Below are 15,797 nucleotides of genomic sequence, written 5' to 3'. Positions count from 1 at the left end.
CTATGAGCAGTGAATCTAAAACCGTTGCGGTCGTGGACTACGGCATGGGCAACCTGCGCTCCGTCTCTCAGGCCGTGCTGGCTGCGGCGGACGGCAGCGGCTGGACCGTCGTCGTCACCTCCGACCCCGAGCAGGTACGCGCCGCCGAGCGCGTGGTGCTGCCGGGGCAGGGCGCCATGCGCGACTGCATGCGCGAGCTGCGCGAATCGGGCATGCAGGAAAGCGTGCTGGAAGCCGCAGCGAACAAGCCGCTCTTCGGCGTGTGCGTCGGCATGCAGATGCTGCTGGACCACAGCACCGAGGGCGACACGCCGGGCCTCGGCATAATCCCCGGAAAAGTGGTCAAGTTTGATCTCGAAGGCCGCACGCAGGCCGACGGCAGCCGTTTCAAGGTCCCGCAGATGGGCTGGAACCGCGTGCGCCAGGTGCCGCATGGCGGTGCCGTTCACCCGCTGTGGCGCGGCATTCCGGACGACAGCTTCTACTATTTCGTGCACAGCTTCTACGCCAGGCCCGACAGCGCCGACCATGTCGCCGGCGAGGCGGACTACGGTGGGTACTTTGCATCGGCCATCGCACGCGATAATATTTTTGCTACGCAATTCCATCCGGAGAAAAGCTCCGAACATGGACTGGCGTTGTTCCGCAACTTCCTTCACTGGAAGCCCTGATTCATCCACCTTGGTTGGGCCGACCTTCCATTTTTTGATTCGCCCCTCTCCCGTTTACGATCATGCTGCTCATTCCCGCCATCGACCTCAAGGACGGTCACTGCGTGCGCCTCAAGCAAGGCGACATGGACCAATCCACGATTTTTGGTGAAGACCCCGCCGCCATCGCGCGCCGCTGGGCAGACGCCGGTGCACGCCGTCTGCATCTGGTGGACCTGAACGGAGCCTTCGCCGGCCAGCCCAAGAACATGGGCGCCATCAAGGCCATCCTCAAGGAAGTCGGCAAGGAGATCCCGGTGCAGCTCGGCGGCGGCATCCGCGATCTGGACACCATCGAGACCTTCATCGACGCCGGCATGCGCTACATCATCATCGGCACGGCCGCAGTGAAGAACCCAGGTTTCCTCAAGGACGCCTGCAGCGCCTTCGGCGGTCACATCATCGTCGGCCTCGACGCCAAGGACGGCAAGGTCGCGACCGACGGCTGGAGCAAGCTCACCGGCCACGAGGTCGTCGATCTCGCCAGGAAGTACCAAGACTGGGGCGTCGAGTCCATCATCTACACCGACATCGGCCGCGACGGCATGCTCTCGGGCATCAACATCGACGCCACCGTGAAGCTCGCGCAGGCGCTGTCCATCCCGGTGATCGCCTCGGGCGGTCTGGCCGGCATGGCCGACATCGAGCAGCTCTGCGCAGTTGAGCACGAAGGCGTCGAAGCCGTGATCTGCGGTCGCGCCATCTACAGCGGCGATCTCGATTTTGCGGCCGCCCAGGACCGCGCCGACGAGCTGTCCGCCTGATGATCCTCGTGACCGGCGGAGCCGGATTCATCGGCTCGCACACCTGCGCCGCGCTGTCCGAGCAGGGACTGCCCTATGTCGTGCTCGACAACTTCTGCAACAGCAAGCCCTCGGTGCTCGAGCGACTTGCGCGCATCACCGGCCAGCGGCTCACCCTCATCGAAGGCGACGTGCGTGATGGCGCTCTGGTCTCGCGCGTGCTGCGCGAGCATGGCATCACTGCCGTGATCCACTTCGCGGGCCTCAAGGCCGTGGGTGAGTCGGTGGCCGATCCGCTCAAGTACTACGACACCAACGTGGCGGGCACCGTCACGCTGCTCTCCGCGATGCGCGCGGCGGGCGTGCGCACCATGGTGTTCTCGTCCTCGGCCACGGTCTACGGCGATCCCGTCGGCTCACCGATCCGCGAGGACGCGGCGCTGCAACCGACCAATCCCTACGGCCACAGCAAGCTCATGGCCGAGCAGCTCATGGCCGATCTCGACCGCTCGGAGCCCGGTCAATGGCGACTGGCGCGCCTGCGCTATTTCAACCCGGTGGGCGCGCACGCAAGCGGCCTCATCGGCGAAGACCCCCAGGACGTGCCGAACAACCTCATGCCCTACGTCGCGCAGGTGGCGGCGGGCACGCGCAAGGAGCTCAGCGTCTTCGGCGGCGACTACGCCACGGCTGACGGCACCGGCGTGCGCGACTACATCCATGTGAGCGATCTGGCCGAGGGCCACGTCGCGGCGCTGCGCTATCTGCAGGACCATGCGGGCCTGCTGACGGTGAACCTCGGCACGGGCGAGCCCGTGTCGGTGCTGCAGATGGTCAAGGCCTTCGAGCGCGCCAGTGGCGTGCCGGTGCCGTATCGCATCGTCGATCGTCGTCCCGGCGACGTGGCCGCCTACTGGGCCGATCCCGACACCGCCGCGCGCCTGCTTGGCTGGAAGACCAGCCGCAACGTCGATCAGATGTGCGCCGACGTCTGGCGCTGGCAGAACGGCGAAGCGCGCCGCCTGTGATGAGCGAGTCCGCAGCCGCCTCGGAAGCCATCCGGCACGAGACCTTCAACGGCCAGCCCGTCGTGCGCCTGTCGCTTGCCAATGGCGACACCTCCGTGGTCGCGCTGCATGGCGCGCAGGTCATCTCGTGGAGCACCGCAGCGCAGGGCGAGCACTTCTTTCTCAGCCCGCGCGCGGTCTGGGACGGCCAGGCCGCCGTGCGCGGGGGCGTGCCGATCTGTTTTCCGCAATTCAACCAGCGCGGTCCGCTCGTCAAGCACGGCTTTGCGCGCAATCTGCCGTGGGCTCTCGAATCCGCCCATCGAAATGAGAGCGGCGACCATGCGCAGGCCATCTTTCTGCTGAAGGATGACGAGCGCACGCGCGCCTGGTGGCCGCATGGCTTCGAGGCACGCCTCATCGTGCAACTGGCCAAGGGCAGCCTGCGCATGACGCTCGATCTGCACAACACCGGCAGCGATGCCTTGAGCTTCACCGGCGCACTGCACAGCTATTTGCGGGTGAACGACGTCGCGCAGCTCAGCCTGGAAGGCCTCGATGGTCTGGCGCGCTGGGACGCGGTGCGTGACCTGCGCAACGTGCAGCAGGGCGCGATCCGCTTCGATGGTGAGTACGACAGCGTGTTCGCATCGACCGATCGCCCCATGGTTCTGCGGGACCTTTCGGGTGGCGCATCGCTCATCATCGAGAACAGCGCGAGCTGGGGCAACGTCGTCGTCTGGAACCCCGGCGCCAAGCTCTGCGCGCAGCTCAAGGACATGCCCGAAGACGGCTATCGCACCATGCTCTGCGTGGAGGCCGCCTGCGTCGACGAGCCCGTGACACTGCCGCCGGGAGCGCGCTGGAGCGGTCGGCAGCGGCTCTCGGAGCGTTGAATCCGCGCCATGCCCCCGAGGGCGGGAATCTGTTGGAATACCGTCTGGTATAGCGTCTGGTTTTTGAAAATTTGTCAGTCTGATTCGGAGAACTCACCGTGCTTGCAAAACGCATCATTCCCTGCCTCGACGTCACCGGCGGCCGCGTCGTCAAAGGCGTGAACTTTGTGGAACTGCGCGACGCAGGCGACCCGGTGGAAATCGCCGCTCGCTACAACGCGCAAGGCGCCGATGAACTCACTTTCCTCGACATCACCGCCACCAGCGATGGCCGCGACCTGATTCTGCCGATCATCGAAGCCGTCGCCAGCCAGGTCTTCATTCCCCTCACCGTGGGCGGCGGCGTGCGCACCGTGGCCGACGTGCGCCGCCTGCTCAACGCGGGCGCGGACAAGACCAGCTTCAACTCCGCCGCCATCGCCGACCCGAGCGTGATCAACGCCGCCAGCGACAAGTACGGCGCGCAATGCATCGTCGTCGCCATCGACGCCAAGCGCCGCCAGGGCCAGGATGCGATCGAGCGCGGCGAGGGCTGGGACGTCTACAGCCACGGCGGCCGCAAGAACACCGGCCTCGACGCCGTCCAATGGGCCGCCGAAATGGCCCAGCGCGGCGCGGGCGAGATTCTGCTCACCAGCATGGACCGTGACGGCACCAAGTCCGGCTTCGACCTGGCCCTCACCCGAGCCGTGTCCGACACGGTGAGCGTGCCGGTGATCGCATCCGGCGGCGTGGGCAACATCGACCATCTGGCCGACGGCGTGCAGCAGGGCGGCGCGGACGCCGTGCTCGCCGCGAGCATCTTCCACTTCGGCGAATACACCGTCCAGCAGGCCAAGGAACGCATGCGGGAGCGGGGGATTCCGGTGAGGTTGTAACCGGCAATTCGGTCGCTTCGCGCGGCATCCTCGGTCCGGCTGAAACATTTCAGAAAAGCCCACCGATGCTCATTGGGGCATCGGTGGGCTTTTTCTTTGCCTGCTCGAATGGGCGCAAGTCCAAACGTCTCGGCGCAACCACACACTGAACTGTTTGCGTACGGTTTCTATTGTCACGTATGTTAACAATAATTAACATCAAGTGATACAAGGTGTAAATAGGGTTAATAATATCTGATCTATCGAGTCAAAACTGATGATTTTCAGATCCCTTGTGATGACAAGCCGGTTCGAGCAGATCCATGAGGAGCGAACTCGTTTCTCGTCATTGCGGCTTTTGCGCGTCCTGTGGGCGGTCTGATCGCAGGCCCCGGGCTCGATTGAAAGAGCAATCGCATCCATAAAACCTGCGTGAAGCCAATCCGGCTTTTTGCGCAACAGCACCGATACATCCGACGGGCGTGCCCCATGCATGGCCGCGTCCGTGAGGACGGTGAGATTACTGGAGTACAGGCAAATGATGGGTGGCAACACCGGGCGATGGTTGCGCGCAGGCGGGCATCGCGCTTTGACTATGGCGCTTGCGCTGTTGGTGGCAGGCGCTTCGTGGGCGGAGGGTACGCGGTCGTTGCATCCTGCGGGTGCGAGCGATACGACTACGGGGCGTGCCGTGATGAGTCTCGCCAACAGCTCATATTTGCCGGATTCCGTGGTCAGCCAGCGGCAGTTTCTCTACGTGTACGCGCAAAAGAATGAATACATCCTTTTGGGATCGAGAAACCGTACCGCCAACAACGCCGGGCAGATTTATCTTTTCAGTCCGCAGAGTTTTGGTGCTAAGGGCAGTGAGACTGCGCCAGCGACTGGCTCCGCTGCGTACATATGCAATGGCGCCGGCACCAGCCCCAACATTGATGGGCTGATTGTGTCCAGGGCTGCAGAGCTGGCAGGCCCGTTGAGTGCCGACAAATCACAGAATGGCGGCAACGCAAATCGCTACCTGCCCTGTGCATATCAGGCGCCAGCCACCGGCATCTATGGTGTGCTGTTCAGCGGTGGGACTGGCAACGGCGACAATACGGGTAGTCTGGATACTCCGCCCGTGGCACAGAACGTGGTGTCAGCTTGGGATATCACGGTGCGCAACAGTGACCCCAAGTCACTGGTCGACATTGATGGTCGAGTGTTCACGTATGCATGGACTGTGGATACCGGTGGCAACAACTCCAATTCGGACATGAGCAATCGCGCACGACGCATTGCAACGAGCGTGTACTACGTGTCTTCGGATGGATATCGCTACAAACAGGAACTCAGGGGAGTCGATCCGTACCGCGCGGCGTTCTATGCCAACAGCAAAGGTTTTCTGGATACCAATGGATCGCCGTTGTATCGTGACTTCCGTGGAAATGGAACTTCGGTGCAAAACGGTGCCTCCGGCAATGCAGGCATCAAGGCACAGGCGCCAGAGTATCCTATTTTCTTCAGCGACATCTCTCCCGGCGGAGCCAATGCCGCTGAGGTGAACCGTGTGCTGACTGCGCTCTCGCTGCCGCTGACACCTTCGTCTCCGGAACTGAGCAGCCCCCAATTTCTGGGAAACGTCGGAGGCAATCAATCCACGGTATCCGTTGGGGGGCTGTTCACCTTTGATGTGGTGAATACCCAGACCTATCAGATCGTCATCAGCCGAAATGGCACCGACTTCGATCCGGCCAACGTGTTGAACCGGGTGCTGACCGGGTTGGCCAGCACGGGGACGCACACCGTGCTGTGGGATGGCAAGGACAACAATGGAAACGCCTTTCCCGCCGGTACCTACAAATACGAAATTGTGGGCCGCAACGGCGAGATCCACTTTCCGATGGTGGACATCGAAGGCAACGTGAATGGCGGACCGACGTTGACCAAACTCAATGGAGCGAATGCAGGTGACACCACTGTGTACTTCGACGACCGTGGCTACCGCACGGCCAGCGGTGTGCTCATCGGTGAACTCAACGGAAAACTCTGCGGCAGCGGAAGCTCCGCACCCGTCCCAGCACCTGCGACCTACTCGCTGGTGGGGGTGGACTCAGCAGCCGCTACCGGCAGCGGCACAAGTGCCAAGTACTATAGAAACTGGTCGGGATCGTCCAACTCGAATAACGATTGCAGCGGCAACACTCAATATTTTGGTGACGGCAAGGCGCTTGACCTTTGGGCGCTGGAAAAGTCTCAAGTCTACAAGCCTGAAGTAGTGGTGGTTCCTGCTTCCACCACAGTGGACGTGGGCGCGCAGGCCACCATGACCGGCGTGGTTCAATCCGGCGGCACCGCGTATGGCAGCTTTGTGTTCAGCAACGCGAGCACGGTCACAGCCACAGGCGTGACCTACGCTGTGACCTTGGGCAACTCTTCGGTGCCCGCCACGTGCCCGAGCGCGGTGAATTTCACGGTGCGTCCTGCGGGCGTGACGGCGACCTATTCGCAGGGCGCTTGTGCCATCACCTTCACTGGGATGCCGACGACGCTGACCGCCGCACAGACGCTGTCTTTCGCGTTCAACTATGTTGTTCTTCCAACCAACCCGGGCGCCATTCCGCTTACGGCGAAGATCGTTGCCACCAACGAATCTGCAGGCATGCCCATGCCGAATGTGGCCACCGCGCAGACAGTGGTTGCCAAGCCGATCGTTGCTGTGAGCAAGACGGGCACGGGCAGTGCCGGAGTGCAGGTGGCGATCGGTGACACCATCACCTACGTCATCACGGCGAACGTGAGCGGTGCGCCGCTGACGGCAGCGCTGAATTTGAGCGACACGCTTGGAGCCGGGCTGACGTTCGGGCAGATCGTCAGCAACAGTCCAGCGCTGAATTGCTCGGGTGCGCTCAATTGCACGTTGCCGGCAGGCACGGCGGAGGGCGCGTACTCGGTCACCTACACGGCCACAGTGAATGCTGCTGCCAAGGTGGGTGTGAACAACAGCGTCGTGGCAACGGGCGGTGGAGGTGATCTGCCGCCTTCCTGTACGTCGTGCAGCGTCACGCATTCCCTCAAGCCACGGTTGACCGTGGCGAAGAATCTCGTGAGCCGTGTGCTTGAAAGTGATCAGTTCACGGTAGCCATCAGTGGCGGTCCCAGCCGCAGCACATCGACGGGAGAAAACAGCGTTGCCACGACGGCGTTCACTGCGGCTGCCGGAATGAGCTACACGCTGAACGAAGTGCCTGCGGGCAATCCGGTCGCCAATATCGCTCGCTACCAAAGCAGCTATACCTGCAGCAACACTTTTGCAGGCGGCACGCCGATGCCAGCACCGGGAACAACGGGAACCAGTGTGAACATCACGCCGCAGGCAGGTGACGACATTGTCTGCACGTTCACCAACACAGCCGTGCTGCCCAAGGTGACTGCAACCAAGACGGTTTCAGCGAATCCGCTGATCGTCGGGGCAACGGGACAGAGCTATGCAATCAGCATCGCGGTGGTTAATGGCCCGACGACGGCACCCATCACGATAGCGGACGTGCTGCCCACGGGCATCACCCTGAGCAATGAACCCACGGCCACGAACGCCACACTGTCCGGTTGCCCAAGCACCGGCAGCGATCTGGGTGCTTCATGTCAGTTGCCCGCCGGTCTATCCAACGGTACCTACGTCATCACCATTCCGGTGGCGGTGAGCAATGCTGCGGTGGCCAACGGCGCCGCCAACCAGGCCAATCTTGGCGGTGGTGGCGATCCGGCCTGTACATCGGCGAGCGCGACCGAGGCGTGCGATCCTGCGACACCGCCAGTGACGGTCCAGGACCCGATTGCCATCACGCTGAATAAGACGGTGGTCTCGTCCCCATTGCTGATCGACATTGAAAACTTCTACGAGTTGACCGTGACGCTCACTTCGGGTTCGCGCAACTCATCGGATGTTGTCGTGACCGACGTGGTGCCCACCCATATGACGTTGGGCTCGGTGCCGACAGGTTGTACCAAGGCTTTGCAGACGGTGACCTGCACGGTCACGACAGGCACCTTGACCACGGCATCGCCGACCAAGTCGTACAGAATCCCCGTCACGCCGACCAAGGATTTGATCGGACCAGCTACCAATACGGCAACCGCCAGCGGTGGTGGAGATGCCCGTTGCAATGGCACAGGCAACTGCACGTCGACCGTGACCACACCGGTGAAAAAACCGGCGCAGGTGACGTTGACCAAGACGGGCGGCGCCACGGCACTCGCGGGCTCGAGCTACCAGTACACGTTGACGCTCACCAACAGTGGCGAAGTGGATACTGGTCCGGTGTTGATCGTGAAGGAAAAACTCCCTGCAGGCGTGACGGTCAACGCGGTGTCGGCCGGCGTGAACTGCGGCACGCCATTGCCCAGTACCGCGGGGGCGGAGTTGACCTGCGAGGTTCCCGGGCCGGTGAGTGCCGACAACGGCACGGTCAGCTTCACGCTCACCACCACTATGCCGTCTACCGGTGGCCGTGTGATCAACTACGCCAGCACCAGCCCCACTGGCGCTGGAAATCCCGGTGCGGACCCCGGCGAACAATGCACTGAGGGGACCAACGTCAGTTGCGCAAGTTTTGAAACGCAAGTGAACACGCCTGCCAACGTGACGCTGCACAAAAGCGCGGCGGCTACCGTGCTCGCCGGTCAGACACTCACGTACACGCTTGGGCTGGGCAACAGCGGAGGCACCGCCATCGCCGCAGGCCAGACCGTGCATGTGAGCGAGCTTCTGCCCGTCGGCGTGAGCAATCCTGTCGCGCTTGCGGGCAATGGTCTAAGCAGCATCAATTGTGCGTTCGGCAGTTCCCCGGCAACATGCTCTGCGACCCTGAGCGCGCCATTGGCCGCAGGTGCAGCGAATGGAGCCGCCAGTTTCACGATCAGCGTGACGGTACCGACTACCTCGGGCGCGATCACGAACGCAGCATCGGTGGATCCCACTGGAGGCAGTACGCCTCCCGCTCCAGGCACTGGATGCGCGCCCGCGACGAGCTGCAGCGGCGCCACCACTACGGTGACTCCAGTCGCGGATCTGAGCATCGAAAAGACGGTCTCCGGCAATGGAAAATACTTGCCCGGTCAGCCACTGACCTACACCATCACGGTGAGCAATGCGGGCCCGAGCGATGTGGATGATGTCGTGGTGAGTGACACCGTTCCTCAAGACGTGACGGTCTCCACGTGGACCTGCACGGCCTCTGCCAACGCCAATTGCGACAGTACGCAAGCGGGCGGCGGCACTGGGGCGACGGGCACGACGAGCCCGATCAGCCTGAGCCATGTGTCGCTCAAGAACGGCGCAAGCATCGTCATCACCATTGAAGGTGATGTGGATCTCGGCGCAATCAACACCATCACCAACACCGCCACGGCGACACCGCCATCCGGCGTGAGCTGCACGACGCAGCCCTGTGCCCCATCGGACACGGTGACGAGCGAGAACTCCGGTGCACCGAATCTGTTGATCGAGAAAGCCGCAGCTCCCACCAGTTTTGCGGCGGGCGGCACGGGGCAGTACATCATCAAGGTGCACAACAGCAGCGCGGTCGGTACCAGCAGCACCACGGGCACATTCACTGTGGAAGACAGCATGCCGAGCGGCATCACGATCGGGCCGGTCGCAACGGGTCCGGACTGGAACTGCAGCGCCAGCACATCGACGAAGATCAGTTGCACCAGTGCCCCCGGCGTCGTACTGCTGCCGGGCAGCGCGGCTTCGCCGATCGTTGCCAACGTGGTGGTTGCCTCAGGGCTCACCGGCAAGGTCTCGAACACCGCAACCGTGAGCGGTGGCGGCATGGATTGCAGCGCCGCGAACGCATGCACGTCCACGGTACCCACGAACATCGATCGGCCTGTGCTGACGGTATCGAAGGTGCTCGGCTCCAAGTTCGAACTGGGCAAACCCAGCAACTATCTGATCACCGTGCTGAACAATGGTCAGACGGCCACGCTGGGCGTTGGCACCATCACCGACACAATTCCTGCGGGGCTCACCATCGGTGATCTTTCCACGCTGAACAACGGTGCGTGTACCAATGCAGGGCAGGTGGTGACCTGCTCCGTGCCGGCCAAGTTGGCAACGGGCGCATCGGTCAATTTCACGATTCCCGTCACGCCTGACGCGACGCTGCTGAATACTTCGGTGGTCAACACCGCCAAGGCCAATGGAGGCTTTGGCGACCTGACCTGTGTCGACGACGACAAGTGCGTCGGCACGACCGATGACCCGTTCAGCGCGCCCAAGCTGGAGCTGACCAAGCGGGCCAGCCCGCAGGTGTTCGCAGTGGGTCAGCAGTCCAAATATGTGCTGACCGTGAAGAACCTTGGCGATGCAGCCACGTCTGCCGACGTGGTCGTGACCGATTCGGTGCCTGCGCTGCTGACGATTGACGCTGTTCCCACACCCGATTGCAGCGTCAGCGGCCAATTGGTGACCTGCACGGTCGCTGCGCCGCTCGCTGCCACGGTGGGCGAGAAGAGCTTCGAGATTCTGGTGACGCCGAAGGCCGGCAATGCACTCAATCCGCAAGCCATCGTCAACGATGCGTATGTGCGCGGCGGCGGTGACCCGCTGTGCACGGCCAGCACCGCTGACAAGGACCTTCAGGCGCGCTGCAAGGATTCTGTGACGACGGGGGTGAATGCCCCGCAGCTCAGCATCGTCAAGACAGCCGACCCAGCGGTGTTCGATGTGGGTGTTCAGGCGAAGTACGTCTTCACGGTGAGCAATGTGGGCACGGTGGCTACATCGGGCAACATCATCGTGACCGACGTGATTCCAAGCAGCCTCGTGATTGGAACCCTGCCCACCGCGGCGCCCGTGAACTGCGTGCGCGCTGCAGCGACGAGCAATCAGGTCACCTGCACGATCACTTCGTCGATGGCAGCCAATGCACAGCCTGTCATCATCGAGATCCCAGTGACGCCCGGCATTGACGCCTGGCCGCTGGTGACGAACACGGCTTCCGTGTCCGGTGGCGGTGATCTGAGCTGCCCTGACGCGAAGAACGCGTTGTGCCAATCCGAAGTGAAGACGTCTGTGAGCGCACCATCGCTGGCATTGACCAAGCGCGCCACGGGCAACTGGATCATCGGCACCGGCAACCCCGGCTACGAGCTCGTGGTGACCAACGACGCCAGCGCGAGCGCCAGCACCGTGGGCACGATCACCGTGGCGGATGCCATGCCTGCGGGCGTGACGCCGAACCTCTCCGCCGTGAGCGCGGACTGGACCTGCACATTCGCCAACCCGATGCTGACCTGCGAAAGCACGGCAAGCTTCGTGGGTCTGGCGCCAAGCGCATCGAGCAGCATCGCCTTCCCGGTCACGCTCGACGGCGCCATCGTCAACGACGGCGACAGACTGACCAATCTGGCGGCGGTCGGTGGCGGCGGTGATCCGTACAACGGCGGCGTGCCTCCGCTTCCCGGCAGCTGCACGGCGGTGACGGATCTGCATTGCGCATCCGCGACCAGCGGCGTGAACACCCCGCCCGCGGTGACGATCACCAAGGACAACGGCAGCACGCAACTGACTGCAGGCAGCGAGACGGAATACACCGTCACCATCGTCAACACGGGCGGCCTCGATGCGACCGGCCTGTCGTGGACGGATGATGCCAACGGCATGACGGATCTGTCCATCACGCCACAGGCGAGCACTGCGCCCAATGTGGCGGGCACTTGCAATGCGTCCGGGTGCTCGGGCATCACGGTGGCCGCCAATGGCGGCGAGGTGCGCTACACGGTGCGTGCAGAGGTCATCGCGGCTGCGGGCCAGAACGCGGTGAACACGGCCAACCTGGCCGGTGCGAACTGCGTGGCCGGCACGCCAAGCACGCCTGCGGCGCAATGCTCGGCAACCGACAGCGACCCTGTCATCACCGCAGCGGACCTGACGACGACGAAGAAGCTGGTCGCCGTCAACGGCGTGAGCGTGACGGCGGGCAGCGTGCCGGTGCTCAAGACCGATGACGTGCTCACCTATGCGATCACGGTGCGCAATCTGGGCGCGACGGGCGATGTCGTGAAGCTGACGGAAACGGTTCCGCAGAACACGGTCTACGCGGGCGCTGGCGAGTCGTGGAGCAGCACGCCTGCCTGCGCGGCTGCTGGCAGCTCGTGCACCCAGAGCGTGACCATGCCTGGTGCCGCTGGAGGTGTCGCCGCCGAAAAGGTGGTGCACTTCACAGTGAAGGTGCTGTCGGTGCTGCGCCCAGCGGATGTCGTCAACACGGTGCTGGCCGACAAGGGGGCCTGCCTGCAGTGCTCGGTGACCACGCCGATCGGCGGCGTGGACCTGCAGGTGACGCTCACGACGCCCTCCAGCGTCACGTCGGGCGAGTTCACGCAGGTGGTCGGGGTGTGCAAGAACAATGGTCCGCAAGACGGCATCAATGTGTCCTGCCACCTCAACGGCGTGCCGAGCGATGCGACGACACAGTGCGTTCCGGCGCAGTCGGTGGCGGTGCTGAAGCCCGGCGAGACGATCACCTGCACATCGACCTTCACGGGTCCGGTGGACGGCAACCCGCTGTACATCGTCTCGAGCGTGACCAATGATCGTTTCGATTCGAACCCGCTCAACGACCGTGACGAGGCGAAGCTCGAAGTGCGAAGCCCGACCACGGGCGGCGGCAATGGCGGCAACACCGGTGGCGGTACGCCGCCTGCGTTCCCGATTCCGGTGGATTCCCCCTGGGCGCAGCTGATGCTGGGGCTGGTGATCCTGCTGGCGAGCGGCCCGGCTGGCCGCCGCTTCGCAAGGCGCTGACGCCTGAGTCGACCCCTCATCGACCCGCTCTTCGAGCGGGTCGATGTGTTTGGGGATCCGAAAAAATCCATACCGTCGCATGCCGATGGCTCCAATGCCTCACAATTCGGGAATGAACTGGCTAGATCAAGTGAAATGGGATGCGCAGGGCCTCGTGCCCGTGATCGCGCAGGAGGCGTCGTCGGGCGACGTGCTGATGTTCGCGTGGATGAACCGCGAGGCGCTCGAGAAGACCGCAGAGCTGGGCCGCGCGGTGTATTTCAGCCGCTCGCGCGGCAAGCTGTGGTTCAAGGGCGAGGAGTCCGGCCATGTGCAGACGGTGCACGATATCCGCATCGATTGCGACAACGACGTGGTTCTGCTCAAGGTGACCCAGACGGGGCACGAGCCGGGCATCGCCTGTCACACGGGACGCCACAGCTGCTTTTACAGTCGCCTGCTGGATGGAGGCTGGACGCCGGTCGATCCGGTCTTGAAAGATCCCGAGTCCATCTATAAATAAAAAGCGATTGAATGAGCGACACCATGACGAGCAATGCTTCCCAAGTGCAGACAGACCTGAATTCCAACGACTCCCTGGCCCGACTGGCCGAGGTGCTGGAGAGCCGCAAGTCCGGCGATCCGGACAAAAGCTATGTGGCGCGCCTGTTCGCCAAGGGCCCGGACGCGTTCCTGAAGAAGGTGGGCGAAGAGGCGACCGAAGTCGTCATGGCGGCCAAGGACGTGGACCACGGCGCGGACAAGTCCAAGCTGGTCTATGAGGTCGCGGACCTGTGGTTCCACTCCATGGTGGCGCTGTCCTACTATGGGCTCACGCCGGCCGACGTGATCACCGAACTGGAGCGCCGCGTGGGCTTGAGCGGGCTCGAGGAAAAGGCCGCCCGCAAGGCGGATCAACGTGCCATTGATGAAGGAGGTTCAGCTTGAACAATCGCAACGACATCATCGACATCGAACCCAATCAGCGTGCAGAAAACCTCAAGGCGGTGGGCTGGGTCAGCTACATCCTGCACCTGATCGTGGCGGTGGCCGCCGTGCTGCCGACGGCGCAGGTGAGCGTAGTGCTTCTGCTGGTGGCGCTGGTGATCGACCTCGTCAAGCGCGGCGACGCCGAAGGCACCTGGCAGGCGAGCCATTTTTCGTGGCGCATCCGCTCGGTCATCTGGGCGGGGATCCTGTACGTGGTGACTTCGCCGCTGTGGCTGCTGTTCTTCGTTCCGGGCTGGATCGCCTGGGGCATCATTTCGCTGTGGTTCCTCTATCGCATCGTGCGCGGCATGCTCGCCATGAGCAAGGGACAGGCCATCGATGCTTGACGAGAACGGTCAGAAGACGCTGAACCTCGCGCTGCAGGGCGGGGGATCGCACGGAGCCTTCACGTGGGGCGTGCTCGATGCCTTGCTGGAGGACGGGCGCATCCGCATCGAGGGCGTGAGCGGCACGAGCGCGGGCGCGATGAATGCCGTCGCGCTGGCCCATGGCTTTGCCGTGGCCGCGAGCGAGTACAAGGACCCGCAGGAGCGCCAGTTGGCCGGTGCCCAGAAGGCGCGCGAGACGCTCGCGCGGCTCTGGGAGGGCGTGGGCACCATGGGCTCGACCATGCTCTGGGGCGTGCCCATGCCCGCGGCGGGCGCGTTCATGAACATGCTCACGCAATGGCTCTCGCCCTATCAAATGAACCCGCTCGGCATCAATCCGCTGCGCAAGCTGCTTGAGAAGGAAGTCGATTTCGAACTCATCGGCGCCAACAACGCCAAGCAGGTGTTTGTCTGCGCGACCAACGTGCGCACGGGGCGCGGCGAGATCTTCTCCGGCATGCGGCTGAGTGCCGACGCAGTGATGGCCTCGGCCTGCCTCCCCATGCTCTTCAAGGCGGTGGAGATCGACGGCGAGCATTACTGGGATGGTGGCTATTCCGGCAATCCGGCGATCTACCCGCTGATCTACCGTACGGAGTCGGCCGACATTCTGCTGGTGCAGATCAATCCCATCGACCACGACCGTCTGCCCGACGACGCGCAGGAAATCATGGAGCGCGTCAACGAGGTCACCTTCAACGCGGGTCTGCTGGCCGAACTGCGAGCCATCGAGTTCGTGCGCCGACTGCTCGCCGAAGGCAAGCTCGACAGCCGGCGCTACAAGAATGTGCTGATGCATCGCATCGACGGCGGCACGGCGCTCGAGCCCTTCGGCTCCGCGAGCAAGATGCGCTCCGACATGCCTTTCGTGCGCCAGTTGTTCGAACTTGGCCGAGAGTCCGGTGCGCTCTGGCTCAAGCAGCATTTTGCCGACGTGGGCGTGCGTCCCTCGCTCAAGCTGTCGGAGCAGCTGTGATGTGCCGACCGTTGCCGCTGCATCCGGCGGGCTGATCCCGTTTTTCTTCAGTCATCCGCTCTTTTCCAGACGAGTTTCCCCATGCACGATCCGAACTGTATTTTCTGCAAGATCATCGAGGGCAAGATCCCTTCGAAGAAGGTCTACGAGGACGAGGACGTTTTCGCCTTCCACGACATCAACCCCTGGGCGCCGGTGCACTTTCTGATGGTGCCCAAGAAGCACATTCCGTCGATGGCGCAGGTCACGGCGGAAGATGCACCGCTTCTGGGAAAGATGATGACACTGGCCCCCCGGCTGGCGCAGGAAAATGGCTGCAACCCCTATCCGGAGGGTGGATTCCGCATCGTGGTGAATACCGGCGACGAGGGCGGGCAGGAGGTGCACCACCTGCACGTGCACGTCATCGGCGGTCCGCGCCCCTGGAAAAAGGGTTGAGCGCAATGGGAATTC

The 15,797-nt window shown here is 63.2% G+C and carries 11 protein-coding genes; all 11 read left to right on the top strand.

The annotated features are described in order from the left end of the window. The first annotated feature begins 2 nt into the window (after positions 1–2). The 11 genes from hisH to ISG32_RS05200 all read left to right on the top strand — a co-directional run bounded on the left by hisH (position 3) and on the right by ISG32_RS05200 (position 15,782). Entirely contained in the window at positions 3–671 is a 669-nt protein-coding gene (gene hisH, locus ISG32_RS05250; protein WP_194769978.1) for an imidazole glycerol phosphate synthase subunit HisH, read from the top strand. A gap of 62 nt (positions 672–733) precedes the next feature. Continuing rightward, a complete protein-coding gene (hisA, locus tag ISG32_RS05245) occupies positions 734–1,474 on the top strand; it encodes a 1-(5-phosphoribosyl)-5-[(5-phosphoribosylamino)methylideneamino]imidazole-4-carboxamide isomerase (protein ID WP_194769977.1) in 741 nt (246 codons plus the stop codon). Beyond that, a complete protein-coding gene (gene galE / locus ISG32_RS05240; protein ID WP_194769976.1) occupies positions 1,474–2,481 on the top strand; it encodes a UDP-glucose 4-epimerase GalE in 1,008 nt (335 codons plus the stop codon). Before hisA ends, galE begins: the two co-directional genes overlap by 1 nt. After that, entirely contained in the window at positions 2,481–3,356 is an 876-nt protein-coding gene (locus ISG32_RS05235; RefSeq protein WP_194769975.1) for a D-hexose-6-phosphate mutarotase, read from the top strand. The genes galE and ISG32_RS05235 overlap by 1 nt, the downstream gene beginning before the upstream one ends. 98 nt (positions 3,357–3,454) lie before the next feature. Then, a complete protein-coding gene (hisF, locus tag ISG32_RS05230; protein WP_194769974.1) occupies positions 3,455–4,234 on the top strand; it encodes an imidazole glycerol phosphate synthase subunit HisF in 780 nt (259 codons plus the stop codon). A gap of 1,102 nt (positions 4,235–5,336) precedes the next feature. Further along, positions 5,337–13,010 carry a FlgD immunoglobulin-like domain containing protein gene (locus tag ISG32_RS05225; RefSeq protein ID WP_194769973.1) on the top strand — a complete coding sequence of 2,558 codons (7,674 nt, stop codon included), beginning with the start codon at positions 5,337–5,339 and terminating at the stop codon, positions 13,008–13,010. 112 nt (positions 13,011–13,122) lie between these two features. Continuing rightward, a complete protein-coding gene (gene hisI, locus ISG32_RS05220) occupies positions 13,123–13,512 on the top strand; it encodes a phosphoribosyl-AMP cyclohydrolase (RefSeq protein ID WP_194769972.1) in 390 nt (129 codons plus the stop codon). A 23-nt stretch (positions 13,513–13,535) separates the two neighbouring features. Then, positions 13,536–13,937: a phosphoribosyl-ATP diphosphatase gene (locus tag ISG32_RS05215; RefSeq protein WP_194769971.1), complete on the top strand. Its 402-nt coding sequence runs from the start codon at positions 13,536–13,538 to the stop codon at positions 13,935–13,937. Then, on the top strand, positions 13,934–14,326 hold the full coding sequence (locus ISG32_RS05210) for a DUF4870 family protein (protein ID WP_194769970.1): 393 nt from the start codon (positions 13,934–13,936) through the stop codon (positions 14,324–14,326). The genes ISG32_RS05215 and ISG32_RS05210 overlap by 4 nt, the downstream gene beginning before the upstream one ends. Further along, positions 14,319–15,344, top strand: coding sequence for a patatin-like phospholipase family protein (locus tag ISG32_RS05205; RefSeq protein ID WP_194769969.1), 1,026 nt, complete (start codon positions 14,319–14,321; stop codon positions 15,342–15,344). Before ISG32_RS05210 ends, ISG32_RS05205 begins: the two co-directional genes overlap by 8 nt. 81 nt (positions 15,345–15,425) lie before the next feature. Then, a complete protein-coding gene (locus ISG32_RS05200; protein ID WP_194769968.1) occupies positions 15,426–15,782 on the top strand; it encodes a histidine triad nucleotide-binding protein in 357 nt (118 codons plus the stop codon). Positions 15,783–15,797: the final 15 nt, after the last annotated feature.

It is taken from the genome of Diaphorobacter caeni (genome assembly GCF_015354245.1).
Lineage (GTDB): Bacteria > Pseudomonadota > Gammaproteobacteria > Burkholderiales > Burkholderiaceae_C > Diaphorobacter_A > Diaphorobacter_A caeni.
Note: the sequence above shows the minus strand (reverse complement) of the source record. Positions and strands in the feature narration are given on the sequence as shown.

Coding starts and splice junctions, on each gene's coding strand:
- hisH (WP_194769978.1), top strand. CDS start 3: ATGAGCAGTGAATCTAAAACCGTTGCGGTCGTGGACTACGGCATGGGC.
- hisA (WP_194769977.1), top strand. CDS start 734: ATGCTGCTCATTCCCGCCATCGACCTCAAGGACGGTCACTGCGTGCGC.
- galE (WP_194769976.1), top strand. CDS start 1,474: ATGATCCTCGTGACCGGCGGAGCCGGATTCATCGGCTCGCACACCTGC.
- ISG32_RS05235 (WP_194769975.1), top strand. CDS start 2,481: ATGAGCGAGTCCGCAGCCGCCTCGGAAGCCATCCGGCACGAGACCTTC.
- hisI (WP_194769972.1), top strand. CDS start 13,123: ATGAACTGGCTAGATCAAGTGAAATGGGATGCGCAGGGCCTCGTGCCC.
- ISG32_RS05215 (WP_194769971.1), top strand. CDS start 13,536: ATGACGAGCAATGCTTCCCAAGTGCAGACAGACCTGAATTCCAACGAC.
- ISG32_RS05205 (WP_194769969.1), top strand. CDS start 14,319: ATGCTTGACGAGAACGGTCAGAAGACGCTGAACCTCGCGCTGCAGGGC.
- ISG32_RS05200 (WP_194769968.1), top strand. CDS start 15,426: ATGCACGATCCGAACTGTATTTTCTGCAAGATCATCGAGGGCAAGATC.